Raw genomic sequence first — 19,386 nt, 5'->3', positions numbered from 1 at the left:
TATTTCATTATATACGATACCCAAACTAATTTACAAATTGCTAAACAGCTTTTGTACATTTAAATTTGAAAGAAAAATGATAAAGAAATTGATTTAATTTTTTCTTTTTGGCTTTAATTTTCCTTGTTTGTTTTTTGTTTTAATAGTTTGCAAATTTATTTCAAAATCACTACAAAATATAAGAATTTGTTTAAAAAAATCTAACAAATTAAATAAAAATAGTAATAATTGTTAGTTTTGATTTATTTGTAGAAAGGACACTTTTTAGGTTTTTTAAAGCTTTTAAACGAGTTTTTAAGGCGTTATTTAGATTCAATAAAACAACAAAATACTACGACATCCAAGAGGTGTATTTTTATGAAATTTTGTGAATTTTAAGAGAAAAACTGACGAATAAATAAGAATGCCTTTTTAGGAAATTATCCATTTTCTTTCTCCAAAAAAAACGTAAATTTGAACTTCCGCCATAATTTAAAAGCGATTTTTTACACTCCATATAATCAGATGTTTATATTGGAAAAGCTTTGGATTTGGAGTTTAATTTTTGTATTTTCACTCTATGTATTTAATATTCGATACCGAAACAACCGGATTACCAAAACGCTGGGATGCTCCAATAACCGATTCTGATAACTGGCCTCGCTGTATACAGATTGCGTGGCAGTTGCATGACGAAATGGGAAAGCTTATCGAACATCAGGATTACTTGGTAAAACCAGAAGGATTTAATATTCCGTATGATGCCGAGCGTATTCACGGAATCTCAACTGAATTGGCTGAAGCCGATGGAATCACTTTGGCCGAAGTTTTAGAGAAATTCAATATTGCTTTAAGCAAAACCAAATTTATTGTTGGACAGAATTTAGGTTTCGACGTTAATATTATGGGAGCCGAATTCCATAGAATGGGAGTAGAGTCTCAAATGAGTTCAATGCCTGTTTTGGATACTTGTACTGAAGTTACGGCTTCATTATTACAGCTTCCTGGAGGTCGTGGAGGAAAATTCAAACTTCCAACTTTGACTGAATTACACAGCTATCTTTTCGATCAGCCTTTCGCGGAAGCGCACAATGCAACTGCCGACGTTGAGGCAACTACGCGTTGTTTCTTAGAATTAGTTAGAAGAGAAGTTTTTACAAAAGAAGAATTAGATGTTCCGAAGGAATATTTCAAAGAATTTCAGGAAAGAAATGCGGAGCCATTTAAGTTAATTGGTTTAAAACACATTAATTTAAAAGCAGCTTCTGATAAAATCAGGGAACAGCTTAAAGCTTTAGTTGGAGAAGGTCAGCAGACCGTTGTTACAGAAGAAGATAAAGCTGATTTCAAAGCAGCAAAATTTGCACACTTGCACAATCACACACAGTTTTCGGTACTTCAATCGACTATCGGAATTGGGAATATAGTTGCCGCTGCCGCTAAAAACGGAATGCCAGCTGTTGCCATGACTGATACCGGAAACATGATGGGCGCTTTTCACTTTGTGAGCGCCATAATGAATCATAACAAAGCAGCTTCGGGAAAAAACAAAGCTTTGGTTGAAGCTGGCGAAGAACCAACAGAAACCGAAGTAAAACCAATCGTTGGATGTGAATTTAATATCTGCGAAAATCACTTAGATAAAAGTAAAAAAGACAACGGTTATCAGGTTGTTTTGATGGCTAAAAATAAAGCGGGTTACCACAACTTGGCTAAAATGGCTTCGATTGCGTATACTGACGGATTTTATTATGTTCCAAGGATTGATCGAAAGATTGTCGAGCAATACAAAGGTGATATTATGGTTTTGTCTGGAAATTTATACGGAGAAATTCCGAGTAAAATTCTGAACATTGGTGAAAACCAAGCAGAAGAAGCGTTGATTTGGTGGAAAGAACAATTTGGCGAAGATTTCTATCTTGAAGTAATGCGCCACAATCAGGAAGACGAAAATCGTGTAAACAAAACCCTGATTGAGTTTTCGCAAAAACACAATGTCAAATTAATTGCGACCAACAATACCTATTATTTAAATAAAGAAGATGCCAATGCGCACGATATTTTACTTTGTGTAAAAGATGGTGAAAAGCAGGCAACACCTATCGGACGCGGACGTGGTTACCGCTACGGACTTCCAAATCAGGAATATTATTTCAAGTCGCAAGACGAGATGAAAAAACTCTTTGCCGATTTGCCAGAAGCGATTATCAATATTCAGGAAGTTATTGATAAGGTTGAAGGATATTCGCTTTACAGAGATGTATTGCTTCCGAAGTTTGATATCCCAGAAGAGTTTTTTGTTGCAGAAGATGAAGCAGATGGCGGTGTTCGTGGTGAAAATAAATACCTGCGACACCTAACAATGGAAGGTGCTAAAAAACGATATGGTGAAATTACCGAATCAATTCAAGAACGTTTGGATTTTGAATTGCTGACAATTTCGAATTCTGGATATCCAGGTTACTTTTTGATTGTACAGGATTTCATTGCCGAGGCTAGAAAAATGGACGTATCGGTTGGGCCAGGTCGTGGATCAGCAGCGGGTTCTGCCGTTGCATATTGTCTCGGAATTACGAATATTGACCCAATTAAATACGACTTGCTTTTTGAGCGTTTCCTAAATCCTGACCGTGTATCGATGCCCGATATTGATATCGACTTTGATGACGAGGGCCGTGGACGTGTAATGGAATATGTAATCAATAAATATGGTCAAAAACAGGTGGCGCAGATTATCACTTATGGTAAAATGGCAACCAAATCGGCGATTCGTGATACGGCTCGTGTATTGGATTTACCACTATTTGAGGCGGATAGAATTGCAAAACTGATTCCGGGAATGATGCCGTCAAAATGGAATTTGGCGCGTTTTATTTCGGAGAGTGAAGATGAGGTTAAAAAAGCCCTTCGTTCGGACGAATTTGATAATGTAAAAGAATTAATAGCGATTGCCAATGAAGATGATTTGGCAGGAGAAACCATTCAGCAGGCAAAAATCTTGGAAGGATCGATGCGTAATACGGGAATTCACGCCTGCGGGGTAATTATTACGCCGTCGGATATTACGAATTATGTTCCTGTAACAACAGCAAAAGATTCGGATTTATATGTAACACAGTTTGATAACTCGGTTGCAGAAAGCGCCGGATTGCTGAAAATGGACTTCTTGGGTTTGAAAACCCTTACGCTGATAAAAGATACCGTTAAACTGGTAAAATATAGAACTGGAAAAGATTTGGATCCTGATACTTTCCCAATCGATGATGAAGAAACTTATGCGCTTTTCCAAAGAGGTGAAACTGTTGGAATCTTCCAATACGAGTCGCCTGGAATGCAGAAATACATGAAAGATCTGAAACCGACGGTTTTTGGAGATTTAATTGCCATGAATGCGCTTTATCGTCCGGGACCTTTGGAGTATATTCCGTCTTTCGTTCGAAGAAAAAACGGTGACGAAGAAATCAAATACGATTTAGATGCCTGTGCGGAATATTTGTCTGAAACCTACGGAATTACAGTTTACCAAGAGCAGGTAATGCTTTTGTCTCAGTCTTTGGCAGGATTTACAAAGGGTGAGGCCGACGTCTTGCGTAAAGCGATGGGTAAAAAACAAAAAGACGTACTGGATAAAATGAAGCCGAAATTTGTTGAACAAGCTGCTGCAAAAGGTCACGATGCTAAGGTTTTAGAAAAAATATGGAAAGACTGGGAAGCCTTTGCGAGTTACGCCTTCAACAAATCGCACTCGACTTGTTATGCTTGGATTGCGTATCAAACTGCTTATTTGAAAGCGCATTATCCTGCAGAATACATGGCAGCGGTACTTTCAAATAACATGAACGATATCAAACAAGTCTCTTTCTTTATGGAAGAATGTAAACGTATGGGATTACAAGTTCTTGGTCCAGACGTAAATGAGTCGTACTATAAATTTACGGTAAACGATGATTACGCGGTTCGTTTTGGAATGGGAGCAATTAAAGGAGTTGGTTCTGGAGCTGTAGAAACGATTGTAGAAAACAGGAAAGACGGAAGATATAAATCGATTTTTGATTTGGCAAAGCGAATTGATTTGCGTGCCGCTAATAAAAAAGCGATTGAGAATTTAGCATTGGCTGGAGGTTTTGATTCTTTTGAAGGAACAACCAGAGCGCAATATTTCCACGACGATGGTGACGGAATTACTTTCTACGAAAAAGCAATGCGTTACGGATCGAAGTTTCAGGAAAATGAAAACTCGTCTCAGGTTAGTTTATTTGGAGAAACCAGTGAAGTGCAAATTGCAGAACCAGTTGTGCCACCATGCGAAGACTGGAGCACAATGGAAAAACTGGCAAAAGAAAAAGAGGTTGTTGGAATCTATATTTCTGGGCATCCACTTGACGATTTTAGATTTGAAATGAAATACTTCTGTAATTCTCGTTTAGAATCGCTGAAAAGTATGAATGAGTATGTTGGGAAGAACCTAATGTTTGCTGGAATTATCAATAACGTTCAGCACCGTGTGGCCAAAAACGGAAAAGGCTGGGCTGCTTTCAATTTAGAAGGTTATGATGAAAGTTATGAGTTTAAGATTTTTGGTGAAGAATATTTAAAATTTCGTCATTTCTTGATTCAGAATAATTTTGCCTTTTTGAAAATAATGATTAAAGATGGTTGGGTAAATCATGATACGGGTAAAAAAACCGATCCGAGAATGCAGTTTGTTGAGATTCGACAGTTGCAGGATATTCTAGAAGCTTTTGCTAAAAAACTAATCTTGTTGTTAAATATTAAAGATCTTCATCCAGAGTTCATTCATAAATTAAGTCATTTGTTTAATGAGAATAAGGGAGACAATTCTGTGACTTTTGAAATTATGGAATTAGAAAAAATAAAACGACTCGTTGAGGTAGAAACTCCAACAGATTTTGAAGCCGAAGATGCCGTTTTTGAAGCAGAAAATGACAATGAAGATAGTGCAATGGAAGACACTAAAATTCAAGAAGTAAATGAAGTTGAAGAAATAAAAGTAGTAACTAAATTATCGATGCCAAGTCGTCGTTTAAAAGTGAGGATTTCCACGGAATTATTACAGGAATTAGAAAAAATGCAGATTAATTTTAAACTAAACTAAAAATTTAACAGTTAAAATTTAAACAGATGTTAATTTTTTGTGTTAAAAATATGCGTGCATAATAGTTTTTTAGTAATATTGCCCAAAATTACAACGATTTCGTTCCAAGTCTAACTTTGCAAACTTAAGAATATGTTAAAAATGCTCTAAGTTTGTATAAATCAATTAAATCAAAATTATGAAAAAGAACCTATTTTTATTAGGAATGCTAGTTTGCTCTATGGCAACGATGGCGCAAACAGAAAAGGCGGACAAACCAGAAAGCTGGTATTTCAAATTAGGTGGATCTTATTTTAACCAAACAGCTTCAACAGAATTTCCAACTGTAGGTGGAAATGCTGCATTAGATAGAACATATGTAGGAGGGAAATTAGTTTCTGAAAAAAGTGTTACAGGTTCGTTTGGACAAGGTTTCAGAACTGGCGTAACTGCAGGATATCGTTTTTCTACACGTCTTGGAGTAGAATTAGGAGTTAATTACTACACTAGTAATGACAAGAAAATGGCACAAACGACATCTGATGTTCCAATTACACCAAGTGGAGTTTATAGTTTTAAATCAGTAGGTCAAATTACTGCTTTTGATTTAGCACCGGCAATTGTAATGTTTTTAGGAGAATCTCATGGTTTTGAACCATATACTAAAGTTGGGGTTTTAGTACCTGTTCATGGTGATTTAGAAATTACTTCTGATGCGTATGCTCCAATTGCTTTTAGTCCAACAGGAACTCCAACAGCTTTTGGAAATGTTCACAGCGTTGATAAAGTAAAACCAAATCCAACAATTGGATTTACTGCTGCTGTAGGTACAACTTTTAAATTGACTTCACATCTTTCTGCATTTGCAGAATTAGAGTATCGTAACTTTACTGTTCACGGAAAAACAAAGGAGACTACAGAATTTACGGTAAATGGTAATGATGCTTTGGCAACGAGAACTACAGCTCAAATCCACACAAATTACAGAGATAAATTAGATGTTAATTCTAACAATGCTTTATTTAATCCTAACACAGCAACTCCTGATCAAAGAGATACTACAAGACCTAACGAGGCAATGGACGAATTAAGTTCTTATGTTGGAATCTCTGGTTTAGGACTAACATTAGGTATCAAATACAGTCTATAATTTTTTATAGAGTTTATAGTTTTTTGAAAAAAGGATATTCGAAAGAATATCCTTTTTTATTTTTTTGTCATTTCGGATTCTCGCTTTATTTGTCATTCCGAGGAACGAGGAATCTCCGCAAGAAACTCCGTAAAGAAAATCGTCAATCTTTGTTGAGCTACTTGTGGAGATTCCTCGTTCCTCGCAATGACAAAACTATGTAATACATTATTTAGAAGATGCTCTAAACTCCTTCAAAACCTGATCAATAACCCAAGTTGTTCTGGCTCCAGAAATTCCTTTTGAAGCCGAAGCACCTTCTTTTCCTAAAAGTTCCGCCATTACAGTTTCGATAAAAGGTTGTTGAATGTGAAGGGGATTTTCTATTGTAATACTTTCTTTTTCTCCATTTGTATATTGAATGTGTATTGGGTCATTTCCAAAAGTAGAGAAAGAAATTTTTCCTTTATCACCTACAATTTCGGTGTTGTCGTAACGCTCAAAACTGGCAAAATTCCATATTCCAGATCCATGAATTCCGTTTTCAAATAAGAATGACATTGAAACGGTATCTTCGGCAGGATAAGCTTTTAACTGAGAAGTTGCATGTCCGCGCACAGATTTTATCGGACCTAGAATAAAATCTAGAAAATCTAAAGTATGACATGCTAAATCAACAAAAATTCCGCCCCCAGAAATATGAGGCAACACAGTCCAAGGAAGATTGATTTCGTCATCGTAACGCGCTTCAAAAGGATGATATAAAACACAGTTTACATGTCTAATGTTTCCTAATTTGCCTTCGTCAATTATTTCTTTAATTTTTAAAAATCGAGGCAAGGCTCTTCTATAATATGCAACAAATAACGGAACATTATGCTCTTTGCAAGCAGAAATCATTTCGTTACATTCTTCAAAAGTTAAAGCCATTGGTTTTTCTACATAAACTGGTTTTCCGGCTTTGGCGCATAAAATGGTGTATTCTTTATGAGAAGATGGAGGAGTAGCAATATAAACGGCATCAACTTCTGGATCATTTATTAAATCTATAGCATTCGAATACCATTTTGGTACATTGTGGCGTTTGGCGTAATCTTCGGCAAGTGATGCATCTCTTCGCATAACAGCAACTAAAGCAGAATTTGGAGCTTTTTGAAATGCTGGTCCGCTTTTTACTTCTGTTACATTACCGCATCCAATAATTCCCCATTTTATAATTTTCATCGTTTGGTTTTTTAGTTTCTCAAATTTAAAAAAGGTTTGCCACGAATTACACTAATTTTCACGAATTATTTTTTGAAGTTTTGCCACAGATTAAAATGATTGTCACAGATTTTATAAAAATCCATTAAATCCTTTTAATCTGTGGCAAAAAAATAACCACGAATTACACATTCCTCACAATTTAAATTCGTGGAAATTAGTGCAATTCGTGGCTAATAAAAAATCAGTTTAAAGTCTTACTTTTTAGGTAAAGCTTTAAAACCCATATTGTAAAGCGTAAAAGCTTGAATATCTACATTTTCTTGAATTGTAGCCGCAACAGATTTTCCTGCACCGTGACCAGCTTTAACATCAATTCTAATTAAAACAGGATTTTCTCCAGCTTGTTTTTCTTGCAATTCAGAAGCAAATTTAAAACTATGCGCCGGAACAACACGATCATCATGATCTCCAGTTGTTACCATCGTAGCAGGATATTGAGTTCCTTTTTTAACATTGTGAACAGGAGAATAACCTTTTAAATATTCGAACATTTCTTTGTTATCTTGAGCAGTTCCGTAATCGAAAGCCCATCCAGCACCTGCTGTAAAAGCATTGTAACGAAGCATATCCATAACACCAACTGCTGGTAATGCAACTTTCATCAAATCTGGACGCTGTGTCATTGTTGCTCCAACTAATAATCCTCCGTTAGAACCTCCGCGAATCGCTAAATAATCAGATGAAGTATATTTTTGTGCAATTAAATATTCCGCAGCAGCGATAAAATCGTCAAAAACATTTTGCTTTTGCAATTTCGTTCCTGCATCATGCCATTTTTTTCCGTATTCACCACCACCTCTTAAATTGGCAACGGCATAAACGCCTCCATTTTCCATCCAAACGGCATTTGCAATACTAAAACTTGGCGTTAAACTAACATTGAATCCGCCGTAACCATAAAGGATAGTTGGATTTTTACCGTCTAATTTTGTTCCTTTTTTATAAGTAATAATCATCGGAACTTTTGTACCGTCTTTTGAAGTATAGAATACTTGTTTAGACTCGTAATCTTCACTCTTGAAATCAACTTTTGGTTTTTGATACACTTCAGATTTACCAGATTTTGGTTCGAAAGAGTAGATGCTTCCTGGAGTTGTATAATTTGTGAAACTGTAATACAAGATTTTTTCATTCTTTTTTCCGCCAAATCCGCCAGCAGATCCCACCGCAGGAAGTTTAATTTCGCGAACTAATTTTCCGCTATAATCGTATTGTAATACAAACGAAACCGCATCTTTTGTATAATTGGCAAAAAAGTATCCAGCGCCAGTTGATGGAGATAAAACATTTTCCGTTTCTTTGATGAAATCTTTCCAGTTTTCTACTTTTGGATTTCCTGCATCTACAGTAACCACGCGTCCATTAGGAGCATTGTAATCTGTTTGTATAAATAGTTTTGTGCCTTCATTTTCAATGATTGAATTCTCAGCATTAAAATTATCTACAATAGTAACAATTGGGCTATTTGGTTTAGTTAAGTCTTTAATGTAAAGTTCGTTTCCGTAAGTAGAGTTCGCCGCAGTAATAATCAAATAGCGATCATCTTCAGTAACGTGACCTCCAATATATCTTCTCTTCTGATCTGCACCAAAAATCACTTTATCATCTTTTTGAGAAGTTCCTAATTTATGAAAATACAATTTGTGCTGATCTGTTTTTGCAGATAATTCGCTTCCTTTTGGTTTTTCATAACTAGAGTAATAGAAACCTTCATTTCCATGCCATGAAATTCCGCTGAATTTTACATCAACCAAAGTATCTTCTAAAACTTTTTTAGAAACAGCATCAATAATAATTACTTTTCTCCAGTCGCTACCGCCTTCAGAAATTGCGTAAGCAGCTTTGCTACCATCTTTAGAAAAATCTAAACCGCCAAGAGAAGTTGTTCCGTCTTTAGAAAAAGTATTCGGATCTAAGAAAACCTCTTCTTTTCCGCTTTTATCTTTTCTGTACACCACAGATTGATTTTGAAGACCGTTATTTTTAGAAAAATATGTAAATTGTCCTTCTTTGTATGGAGCGCCGATTTTCTCGTAGTTCCAAAGTTTTTCCATTCGTTTTTTAAGTTCTTCACGAAATGGAATTTGATTTAAGTAACCATAAGTTACCTCATTTTCAGCTTTTACCCAAGCTCCAGTTTCAGCAGATTTGTCGTCTTCAAGCCAGCGGTAAGGATCGCTCACTTTTGTATCAAAATATACATCAACGGTTTCTCCCTTTTTGGTTTCAGGATATTTGATCTTGTTTTGAGCAAAAGAAATTCCCGCAGTTGTGATTGCCATTAATAAAAAAGTTTTTTTCATAGTTAATTTTTATCTGTTGTAACAAAAATAGTACTTTCTGTGAGATTGTTGTGTTATTAACCACAAAGAACGCAAAGTATTCAATATTAATCTCGCAAAGATGCAGAGACGCAAAGTTTTAAAATTTTTTTGCGACTTCGCGACTTTGCGAGATTCTTTTTAAACGTTGTCTAATAAAATAAAACTTAGCGAACTTTGCGTAATCTCATTGCGTTCTTTGCGGTTAAAAAAATTATAAATTAAAATTAACTCCTAGAACGATGTTTCTCCCAATATTCGGAATTCCATCTGTTTTCAATCTAGAAAGGTGCGCAATATATTTTTTATCGAATAAATTGTTTCCGTTTAAGTTAATATCGAAAGCCGTTTTCCCAAGTTTTACAGTACCTCCAAAACCTAAATTTACCAAAGTATAACCTTTAGAAGCAGTTTCAAATCCGCTTACATTATCTTGGCTGAAAGTTGAAGAAACGTTTAAAGAAGCAAACCCTTCGCTTAACCAATCTTTGATATTAAATTCTGTTCTTAATGTATTATTCCAGTTGTTTGCAGGAATTAAAGGTAAATAATCGTCATTATCTTTTTTACCTGTCACAGTTTCAAAACTTGTTTCAAAATGCAACCAATCTAGCGGATGTGGGTGAAAATGCAGACCAACTTCACCACCATATAATTTTGCATTATCTTGAACATAAGCAAAAACATCATTATCGTCACGAATTTCTCCAGTTGGCGAAGTATAGATATAATTATTTACATGATTATAAAATCCGTTTACGAAGAATTCGAAATGTGTGTTTTTGTATTCTAAGTTTAAATCTGTCTGAACGTTTTGTTCTGTTTTCAAATTTGCATTTCCAATTTCGTAACGATTTGTTCCTTCGTGAACACCATTTGAAGTCAATTCTGCTAAGTTTGGTGCTCTAAATCCTGTAGCAACATTCAATCGAAGCGTTAACGGTTCAGCCAATTTGGTTTTATAACCTAACGAAGCATTAAAACTGTCAAATGATTTGTCTAGTGGCAAGAAATAACCTTCTTCACCTTCAGTTCCGTGCGCTATTGACGTTACATTTCTGTTGTCAAAACGTAATCCAGCTTGCAAAACGTTGCTGTTCCATTCGTAATTTGCAGTTCCAAAAACACCAAAATCATTTGTTGTGGCATCTGGAATCAAATATTCTTCACCAGAATTTTTGTTTGTTTGATGCATTCCCTGAACACCAACGATAGTTTCAATTTTTCCAAATTTTGGAAAATGGTATTTTGCATTATAATTGAAAGTGTTCAATTTCATGTGAAGAGAAGCTTCATTGCTATCTTCAAATTCACTTCTGTCATTTGCGATATAACCTAAATCAACATCTAATTTTGAGTTTTCAAAAAAGATAACATTATTCAAACTCAACAAATGATTGAAAATTCCTTGTCTCGGAAATTGTGTGTCTTTGCTTGAAGATTGTTCTGCAATTCCGTCTTCTGGAATTCCGATATCCAATTTGTTGTAGTTGTATCTTAAAACACTTGAGAAAGTTGAATTACTGTACCCAATTCCGGTTTTAAAATCAGTTTCGTTGTAACGTGAATTGGTTACGCGGTCGCCATCGGCAATTTTGTAATCAGAATGGGTGTTGTAACCTCCTCTAACCAAAAATTTCCAATTATCTGTAGAAGTTTTTAATCCGATAGAAGAATTACTTCCTTGAGTATTCGTAAAATATTTTTGACTGAAATTAGCTTTAAAATCTCCAGCATCAGCAAATTTTTCTGGATTAAAATATAAAACTCCTCCCAAAGCATCAGATCCGTATAATAAAGAAGCTGGCCCTTTTATGACTTCGACACTTTCGATTCCTCCATCATTTAAACCTAAACCATGTTCGTCTCCAAACTGCTGATTTTCGATACGAACGCCTTGAGAATAAACCAAAACACGATTTCCGCTAAGTCCGCGAATAACTGGTTTTCCGATTGAAGTTCCGGTTGAAATTTGCGAAACTCCAGGAATTGTCGCCAAACCTTCAATCAAAGTTGAGGTTCCTTTCTGCTGTAAAGTTTTAATACTTTCGTGCTCAATCTTCATTACGTTTTGCGATTGCAATTTGTTAAAAGGTGTTGAAACTACGACTTCATCCATTTCTAAAATAGATTCTTCAAGCGTAATGTCTAAAGTGTTTTGTTTTAATAATTTAGCAATCGTTTTATTTTGATTGGCATACCCAACATAAGTAAAAGCAAGACGTAAAGCTCCGTTCGGAAGATTGTTCAATTCGTATTTTCCGTTTGCGTCAGTTGTCGTTCCTTTATGTAATTCTGGTACGTAAACAGAAACGCCTGGTAAAGGTTGATTTTGGTTATCAGTTACCGTTCCTGAAACCGAATTTTGAGCAGAAAGCATGCCCGAAAACCCTAAAATAAGGGCAATTATAAATTTTTTCATTTGAAAATGATGCTATAGTTAATTTGATTTTTTTCTTAGAATGAAAACCAAAAACCAACAATAAAGCATTCTGATCCTAGATTGAAAATATAGGATTAGGAAACTCAATGTTATTTGAATTTAAATTGGAAGAAATGTGATTTTTTTCGAATAATCGAAACCTAAGAAACTATAACTGAGGGCGGACCTCGTAAGAAATACGAAGTGGCTGAAATAGAAAAAATCTTCTCTGAAACAGGAAAGAAATAAGGAATTTCTTTTTCAAAAGAATGAAATTGAAATTGAAAAGTTTCAGGAACAATATAACTTCCAAAAGCAAAATTACAAACAAAACAAACCTCAAAATCATGATGTTGGTGCGTTATTTCGCCACTTGGATCATTGTAGTTATGATGGCATTGTTTTTCTGAAAGCTGTTTTACAATGTGCTCATAACTATGTATCGACTGAAACAATATCGAGAACAATATTGTCACAGCAAAAGACAAACTTAATATGAGCTGCTTTCTTTTCATACTCCGCAAAGGTATAAAGATTAAATAGAAAATTAATTTATTTTTTGCCTTTGTAAGCTTGTTTATTGAAAAAAACGCAGCAATTAATTTTGTGAAGCATCAAAAAGAGAATATTTTTATTTCTTCTAGCTACTAGAGAAACCATTATATTATATTTGTATTTGAAATAAATATACTTACAAAACGTTTATTTTTAAATATCTCTAAAACCAAACTTACGATATGAGAATTATTTTCAGCTGTTTATTTTTACTTAGTTTTTTTAACTCTTTTGCACAAGAAGCAGTTAAACCTGAGATAAAACCAGTAGTAAAAATAGATTCTTTATATCGAGAGGATCAGTTTTATTTTTCGGTAACTTATAATATGTTTACCGATATTCCGGTTGATTTTAAGCAAAATAAGTTCTCTCTTGGACTTTCTGGAGGTTTTCTTCGTGATATGCCAATTAATAAATCGAGAACTATTGCTATTGCGGCAGGTTTAGGTTTGAGTTATCAGAACTATTATCAAAATCTAACCATTTCTCAAGATGCGTCGGGAGGTATTATATATGGCGTAAACGATTATGGACAATTTGTTTCTAATCGATACAGACAATATTCTGTAGATCTTCCGATAGAATTTAGATGGAGAAATTCGACTTACGAAAGCACCAAATTCTGGCGTATTTATGGCGGTGTTAAATTGAGTTATGTGTTTTCGAATTCTTCCATTTTAGACGATGGCGAAAAGACGTACAGAATAAACAATAATGCAGCAATCAATAAATTTCAATACGGACCATATATTGCTGCAGGATATAATACATGGAATGTTTATTTGTATTATGGTTTAAGTCCATTATTTAATTCGGCAACCACGCTTTCGGGCGAAAAAATCAATATGAAAACCTTAAACGCAGGTTTGATTTTTTATATTTTATAACCACAAGTATAAAAACAAAAGTTGCGGCATTATTCCAGTGAATAGCCCAATTAGTATTTCTCTAGAAGTATGCGCATTCATTTCTAAACGAGACGAAGCTACAATTCCAGATAACAAAATCAATAATGCTGGCCAATACGGATTATGCATTTGAAAATGGATATTCAGACCAATTACAAAAATGGCAAAACCAGAAATGGCGACCATATGTAAACTTGGCTTTTTCTTGAAAAGCACAAAAACTAAAGCTAAAATTGTACTGAATAGCGCACCAAGAAAAAAGAAATGAAGTTCTGGATAGCGAGTAATTACAATACTTCTTTTTACTAATAAAATATATAAAAAACATTGCAATACAAGTGGAACAGTTCTCTCTGAAACTTGACTTAGCATGATTGATTTTACATGTCCTGTTGATTTTAAAAGTAAATAAAACAAAACGGGAACAATTACATTGATCACTGAAATTTGTATTAAAACAAAATATTTTTCTTGCGTACTGAAAACATCTCCAGCTGCATACAAATAAAATAATGTGGCGTATACCGATATAAAAATCGGGTGTAATATGTAAGAGAATATTGGAAGTAAATTTTTCAAAAGGCTCAAATTTGTGGTGCAAAAACAAATATACAGAAATATCAATAAGGAAGAACGGTGACTTTATTTTTTAAGAAAATCACAACTCTTTTCTACCTTTAATATCTTAATTTTGAAAAAAAGAAATTTCTAAATGAGCATAAATTCAAAAGACCTAACCTCAGTTATAAATGCCAAATGGACTGGCTCCAAAGAGGCTGTTTTAATCGATCATATTTCTATTGATAGCCGTTCGCTGCAAAACGGATCGCAAACTTTATTTTTTGCTTTATCAGGCGTAAACAATGATGCTCATTTATTTATTCCTGATTTAATCGAAAAAGGAGTTCAGAATTTTGTGGTGCAACATATACCCGAAAATTGTGCAGAGAAAGCTAATTTTTTAATTGTTGAAAATACCTTAAATGCGCTTCAGGAATTTGCAGCATATTATAGAAATCTTTTTCATTTTCCAATTATCGGCTTAACCGGAAGTAACGGAAAAACAATTGTAAAAGAATGGCTTAATTTTTTATTGAGCCCAGATTATAATATTGTTAGAAGTCCAAAAAGTTACAATTCTCAAGTTGGAGTTCCGCTTTCGGTTATTTCAATTAATAAAAATCACAATTTAGGAATTTTTGAAGCTGGAATTTCTACAGTAAACGAAATGGCTAAATTGGAGAAAATCATTAAACCCAATATTGGTATTTTAACAAGCATTGGTTCTGCACATGATGAAGGCTTTTTAAATTTAGTTCAGAAAATTGACGAAAAACTTCTTTTGTTCAAAGACTGTCCCGTTATTATTTATCAAAAAAATGAAGTTGTAGATTCTTGTTTGACGCAATTTGCAGCAGAATATATGATGCATCCTCGTGAACTTTTTTCATGGAGTTTTACAGATAAAAGCGCAGATGTTTTTGTTCTAAAAAAAGAAATCAAAAACGACCACACGCTTATTGAATATCAGTACAAAAAAGAAAAGTTTCATTTAGAAATTCCATTTAGCGATTCTGCTTCGGTAGAAAATGCCATTTCTTGTTTGTTAGTTTTATTGTATTTTAATTACGATCAGACCACGATTCAAAATCGAATTGAGATGCTTTATCCTGTTCAAATGCGTTTAGAAGTAAAAAACGGAATTAACAATTGCAGTATTATTGATGATAGTTACAGTTCTGATTTTCAGTCTTTAAAAATTGCATTGGACTTTTTAGAAAGCCAGAAAAAGAATGCATCGAAAACGGTTATTTTATCGGATATTTTTCAAAGTGGTTTTTCGAATGAAGAATTGTATTCAAAAGTAGCCGATTTAATTGCATCCAATAAAATAAATCGCGTCATCGGAATTGGAGAAACCATTAGCGCTTTCGCTGATAAATTTTCAAACATCACTATTTTCAAAACTAAAAATGAATTTATTGAGGCTATTGAAAGTTTAAATTTCAACAATGAAACTATTTTGGTAAAAGGCGCAAGATCTTTTCATTTTGAAGAAATTGTGTCGCTGCTGGAAGAGAAAACGCATGAAACAGTTCTCGAAATTAATCTGGATGCCATTAGCCATAACTTCAATTATTTCAAATCAAAATTGGCTCCAAACGTCAAAATGATGGTGATGGTAAAAGCTTTTGGATATGGAAATGGAGGTTTGGAAATAGCCAAATTATTAGAACATCATAAAGTAGATTATTTAGGTGTCGCTTTCGCGGATGAAGGAATTTCGTTGAAAAATGGCGGAATAAAATTGCCAATTATGGTTTTAAATCCCGAATCGACAAGTTTTCCATCGATAATTCAATATCAATTAGAACCAGAGATTTATAGCATAAAAGGATTAAATGCCTTTTTGAAAATTGCACGAGAAAAGAACTTAAGAGATTTTCCGATTCACATTAAAATTGATACCGGAATGCATCGTTTAGGTTTTGAAGAAAATACGCTTCAAGAATTAATTGAAACTTTAAAAGGAAATTCGACCGTTAGAGTTCAAAGTGTTCTTTCGCATTTAGCGACAAGCGATGATCCGAAACATTATGATTTTGTAAATCAGCAAATTGTTTTGTTTGAAAAATTGTCTTCAAGATTGATTTCCGAATTGCATATTAATCCGATCCGTCATATTTTAAATACATCTGGAATTAGCAATTTCCCGAATGCTCAATATAATATGGTGAGATTAGGAATTGGTTTATACGGCGTTTCCAACGATCCGTCAGAGCAGAAATATTTAGAAAATGTTGGGACTTTAAAATCGATTATTTCTCAAGTCAGAACCATTCCCGCTGGCGACAGTGTTGGTTACGGAAGACGTTTTATGGCGGAAAAAGAAACTAAAATCGCTACAATTCCAATTGGTTATGCAGACGGAATTGCAAGATTATGGGGAAATGAAGTTGGTTTTGTAGTCATTAAAAATCAAAAAGCCAAAATTGTCGGAAGCGTCTGTATGGATATGTTGATGGTAAACGTGACAGAAATTGATTGCAAAGAAGGCGATTCTGTAATCATTTTCGGCGAAAGCCCAACCGTTATTGAGATGGCTGAGGCATTAAAAACGATTCCGTACGAGATAATGACGAGTATTTCGCAACGTGTAAAGCGCGTATTTTTTAGATAATTTTAAGAATTTTAAATAAAATTACGTATTTTCGAGATTCATTTAATATTCAACTAAACAGATCAAATATGGGATTTTTTTCAGAATTTAAGGCATTTGCAATGAAAGGCAACGTGGTTGACCTTGCTGTTGCAGTAATTATTGGAGCTGCTTTTGGTAAAATTGTAAGTTCATTTATTGAAGATGTAATCACACCTTTAGTGTTAAAACCAGCTCTAGATGCAGCTCACTTATCTAAAATAGAAGATTTAACAGCTTTTGGTGGCGTAAAATACGGATTGTTTCTGTCAGCCGTTATCAACTTTTTGATTGTAGCTTTTGTTTTGTTTTTGATTATCAAAGGAATTAATAGTCTTAAAAAGAAAGAAGAACCAGCACCAAACCAACCTGCAGCACCAACTCAGGAAGAATTGCTTACTCAAATTAGAGATTTGTTGAAAAACAAACAATAAAATATAATACCGCTACACTAAGTCTAACTTAACCGCCTTCTAAAGAGGCGGTTTTTTTACAAAATGTTTGTTTTATAACATTTTGTTATTTTTTGTGAATCACCTTGCAGAGACTTTTATATTACTTACTTTTGCATTACAAATTAGATTAATTGATTTATTTAAACATATAAAAATGAGAATTGCAGTTGTAGGAGCTACCGGAATGGTTGGCGAAGTAATGCTTAAAGTTTTAGCGGAAAGAAATTTTCCTGTTACAGAATTAATTCCTGTTGCGTCTGAAAGATCAGTAGGAAAAGAAATTGAATATAAAGGAACAAAATATAAAGTAGTTGGTTTACAAACAGCAGTTGATATGAAAGCTGATATCGCTGTTTTCTCAGCTGGTGGAGATACTTCATTAGAATGGGCACCAAAATTTGCTGCTGCTGGAACAACTGTTATCGACAACTCTTCTGCTTGGAGAATGGATGCGACTAAAAAATTAGTAGTTCCAGAAATCAACGCTTCTGTTTTAACTAAAGAAGATAAAATTATTGCAAATCCAAACTGTTCTACAATTCAGATGGTTTTGGCTTTGGCTCCTTTGCATAAAAAATACAACATTAAAAGAATTATTGTTTCTACGTACCAATCTATCACAGGAACTGGTGTAAAAGCGGTAAAACAATTAGAAAACGAATACGCAGGAATTCAAGGTGATATGGCTTACAAATATCCAATTCACAGAAATGCGATTCCACATTGCGATAGTTTTGAAGAAAACGGATACACTAAAGAAGAAATGAAATTAGTTCGCGAAACTCAAAAAATTCTTGGTGATAACACGATTAGAGTTACAGCTACTGCAGTTCGTGTGCCAGTTGTAGGCGGACATAGTGAAGCAGTAAACGTTGAGTTTACAAATGATTTTGAAGTAAATGAAGTTCGTGAAATCCTTCACAATACAGACGGAGTAGTAGTGCAAGATAATTTAGATACCTTTACTTATCCAATGCCATTATACGCTGAAGGTAAAAATGATGTTTTTGTTGGAAGAATTCGTCGTGACGAAAGCCAACCAAATACATTAAACATGTGGATTGTTGCTGATAACTTAAGAAAAGGCGCTGCAACAAACACAATCCAAATTGCTGAATATTTAATTCAAGCAGGTTTGGTATAATCTGAGAGATTAAAGAAAATTGTTATAAAGAGAAAGCCGTAATTGCATTTTGTAATTACGGCTTTTTTGATTTTGTTAGAAACAGAAAACAAAAAAGCGAGAATCAATATAATTCTCGCTTTCTTATTTTTTTTAATATTCTGGAGCCAATTCTAATTCCAAACCTTCAAGATCTTCGGTAATTGGAATCTGGCAGCCTAAACGGCTATTAGATTTTACATAAAATGCTTCCGAAAGCATTGCTTCTTCATCATCTCCCATTTCTGGTAATGCAACATCATTTAGAACATAACATTGGCAAGAAGCGCACATGGCCATTCCGCCGCAAGTTCCTTCAACAGGAAGTTCGTATGCTTTGCATAACTCCATTATATTCATTGCCATATCAGTAGGAGCCTGTAATTCGTGTATAACTCCTTCTCGATCTTTAATCTTGATTAATACATCCATTTTAAATTATTGGAATTTTATTTTAGAATCTGAAAACGTGTTCAAATTCTGTAATTAATTTTAAATTTTTCGATTACTGTTTTGGGCTTTTTATAATGCGATAATGATGAAAAAGATATTTTTGATGTTTATGTAAACATCAGAAATTCTTATCGATTCGCTGTAAAAACATTAGTCGAAAAAAACAATCTGGTTTATTACATAATATTTACCACAGTTTCAATTTGTGGTGCGTATTTTTTTATTGTTGTTTCAACTCCTGCTTTCAGCGTCATTTGATTAACGCTGCAGCTAATACAAGCCCCTTCCAAACGAACTTTTACATGTTTATCATCTTCGATAGAAATTAATGAAATATCTCCACCATCAGATTTTAAAAATGGTCTTATCTCGTCTAAGGCCAATAAAACATTATTTGTTAATTCTTCTGTTGTCATAATTTTAAAGTGTCAATTAGGCAATG

13 protein-coding genes are annotated in these 19,386 nt (G+C 34.1%); 6 read left to right on the top strand and 7 right to left on the bottom strand.

Features of this window, described 5'->3' with window-relative positions; all coding sequences use genetic code 11:
• The first annotated feature begins 559 nt into the window (after nt 1–559).
• Nucleotides 560–5,095, top strand: coding sequence for a DNA polymerase III subunit alpha (gene dnaE, locus P0R33_RS11280; RefSeq protein ID WP_276175531.1), 4,536 nt, complete (start codon nt 560–562; stop codon nt 5,093–5,095).
• Between the two features lie 178 nt (nt 5,096–5,273).
• Nucleotides 5,274–6,224 (top strand): outer membrane beta-barrel protein, encoded by a 951-nt coding sequence (locus P0R33_RS11275; protein WP_276175530.1) that lies wholly within the window; start codon nt 5,274–5,276, stop codon nt 6,222–6,224.
• A 207-nt stretch (nt 6,225–6,431) separates the two neighbouring features.
• On the opposite strand, the gene P0R33_RS11270 is transcribed toward P0R33_RS11275, so the two are convergent.
• From P0R33_RS11270 to P0R33_RS11255, 4 genes are all read right to left on the bottom strand, one after another.
• Nucleotides 6,432–7,427 (bottom strand): Gfo/Idh/MocA family oxidoreductase, encoded by a 996-nt coding sequence (locus tag P0R33_RS11270; RefSeq protein WP_276175529.1) that lies wholly within the window; start codon nt 7,425–7,427, stop codon nt 6,432–6,434.
• A gap of 236 nt (nt 7,428–7,663) precedes the next feature.
• Nucleotides 7,664–9,772 carry a prolyl oligopeptidase family serine peptidase gene (locus P0R33_RS11265; protein ID WP_276175528.1) on the bottom strand — a complete coding sequence of 703 codons (2,109 nt, stop codon included), beginning with the start codon at nt 9,770–9,772 and terminating at the stop codon, nt 7,664–7,666.
• A 232-nt stretch (nt 9,773–10,004) separates the two neighbouring features.
• Nucleotides 10,005–12,212, bottom strand: coding sequence for a TonB-dependent receptor (locus P0R33_RS11260; RefSeq protein ID WP_276175527.1), 2,208 nt, complete (start codon nt 12,210–12,212; stop codon nt 10,005–10,007).
• Between the two features lie 161 nt (nt 12,213–12,373).
• Nucleotides 12,374–12,727 carry a hypothetical protein gene (locus P0R33_RS11255; protein ID WP_276175526.1) on the bottom strand — a complete coding sequence of 118 codons (354 nt, stop codon included), beginning with the start codon at nt 12,725–12,727 and terminating at the stop codon, nt 12,374–12,376.
• Nucleotides 12,728–12,949: 222 nt separating this feature from the next.
• Between P0R33_RS11255 and P0R33_RS11250 the strand changes: the two genes are divergently transcribed.
• Nucleotides 12,950–13,654, top strand: a complete 705-nt coding sequence (locus P0R33_RS11250) for a porin family protein (protein ID WP_276175525.1) — start codon at nt 12,950–12,952, stop codon at nt 13,652–13,654.
• On the opposite strand, the gene P0R33_RS11245 is transcribed toward P0R33_RS11250, so the two are convergent.
• Nucleotides 13,649–14,254: a hypothetical protein gene (locus P0R33_RS11245; protein WP_276175524.1), complete on the bottom strand. Its 606-nt coding sequence runs from the start codon at nt 14,252–14,254 to the stop codon at nt 13,649–13,651. The two genes, P0R33_RS11250 and P0R33_RS11245, sit on opposite strands and share 6 nt — an antisense overlap.
• A 133-nt stretch (nt 14,255–14,387) precedes the next feature.
• Here P0R33_RS11245 and P0R33_RS11240 point away from each other — a divergent pair, with 133 nt between their 5' ends.
• From P0R33_RS11240 to P0R33_RS11230, 3 genes are all read left to right on the top strand, one after another.
• Nucleotides 14,388–16,856 (top strand): bifunctional UDP-N-acetylmuramoyl-tripeptide:D-alanyl-D-alanine ligase/alanine racemase, encoded by a 2,469-nt coding sequence (locus P0R33_RS11240; protein WP_276175523.1) that lies wholly within the window; start codon nt 14,388–14,390, stop codon nt 16,854–16,856.
• 68 nt (nt 16,857–16,924) lie between these two features.
• Nucleotides 16,925–17,308 carry a large conductance mechanosensitive channel protein MscL gene (mscL, locus tag P0R33_RS11235; RefSeq protein WP_276175522.1) on the top strand — a complete coding sequence of 128 codons (384 nt, stop codon included), beginning with the start codon at nt 16,925–16,927 and terminating at the stop codon, nt 17,306–17,308.
• Between the two features lie 175 nt (nt 17,309–17,483).
• Nucleotides 17,484–18,473: an aspartate-semialdehyde dehydrogenase gene (locus P0R33_RS11230; protein ID WP_276175521.1), complete on the top strand. Its 990-nt coding sequence runs from the start codon at nt 17,484–17,486 to the stop codon at nt 18,471–18,473.
• Between the two features lie 132 nt (nt 18,474–18,605).
• On the opposite strand, the gene P0R33_RS11225 is transcribed toward P0R33_RS11230, so the two are convergent.
• Complete coding sequence (locus P0R33_RS11225) at nt 18,606–18,923, bottom strand: 2Fe-2S iron-sulfur cluster-binding protein (protein ID WP_091490641.1); 318 nt, start codon at nt 18,921–18,923, stop codon at nt 18,606–18,608.
• Nucleotides 18,924–19,120: 197 nt separating this feature from the next.
• On the bottom strand, nt 19,121–19,360 hold the full coding sequence (locus P0R33_RS11220; protein ID WP_057116000.1) for a NifU family protein: 240 nt from the start codon (nt 19,358–19,360) through the stop codon (nt 19,121–19,123).
• Between the last annotated feature and the right edge of the window lie 26 nt (nt 19,361–19,386).

This window comes from Flavobacterium sp. YJ01, assembly GCF_029320955.1.
Lineage (GTDB): Bacteria > Bacteroidota > Bacteroidia > Flavobacteriales > Flavobacteriaceae > Flavobacterium.
Note: the sequence above shows the minus strand (reverse complement) of the source record. Positions and strands in the feature narration are given on the sequence as shown.

Coding starts and splice junctions, on each gene's coding strand:
- dnaE (WP_276175531.1), top strand. CDS start 560: ATGTATTTAATATTCGATACCGAAACAACCGGATTACCAAAACGCTGG.
- P0R33_RS11275 (WP_276175530.1), top strand. CDS start 5,274: ATGAAAAAGAACCTATTTTTATTAGGAATGCTAGTTTGCTCTATGGCA.
- P0R33_RS11270 (WP_276175529.1), bottom strand. CDS start 7,427: ATGAAAATTATAAAATGGGGAATTATTGGATGCGGTAATGTAACAGAA.
- P0R33_RS11265 (WP_276175528.1), bottom strand. CDS start 9,772: ATGAAAAAAACTTTTTTATTAATGGCAATCACAACTGCGGGAATTTCT.
- P0R33_RS11260 (WP_276175527.1), bottom strand. CDS start 12,212: ATGAAAAAATTTATAATTGCCCTTATTTTAGGGTTTTCGGGCATGCTT.
- P0R33_RS11255 (WP_276175526.1), bottom strand. CDS start 12,727: ATGAAAAGAAAGCAGCTCATATTAAGTTTGTCTTTTGCTGTGACAATA.
- P0R33_RS11250 (WP_276175525.1), top strand. CDS start 12,950: ATGAGAATTATTTTCAGCTGTTTATTTTTACTTAGTTTTTTTAACTCT.
- P0R33_RS11240 (WP_276175523.1), top strand. CDS start 14,388: ATGAGCATAAATTCAAAAGACCTAACCTCAGTTATAAATGCCAAATGG.
- mscL (WP_276175522.1), top strand. CDS start 16,925: ATGGGATTTTTTTCAGAATTTAAGGCATTTGCAATGAAAGGCAACGTG.
- P0R33_RS11230 (WP_276175521.1), top strand. CDS start 17,484: ATGAGAATTGCAGTTGTAGGAGCTACCGGAATGGTTGGCGAAGTAATG.
- P0R33_RS11225 (WP_091490641.1), bottom strand. CDS start 18,923: ATGGATGTATTAATCAAGATTAAAGATCGAGAAGGAGTTATACACGAA.
- P0R33_RS11220 (WP_057116000.1), bottom strand. CDS start 19,360: ATGACAACAGAAGAATTAACAAATAATGTTTTATTGGCCTTAGACGAG.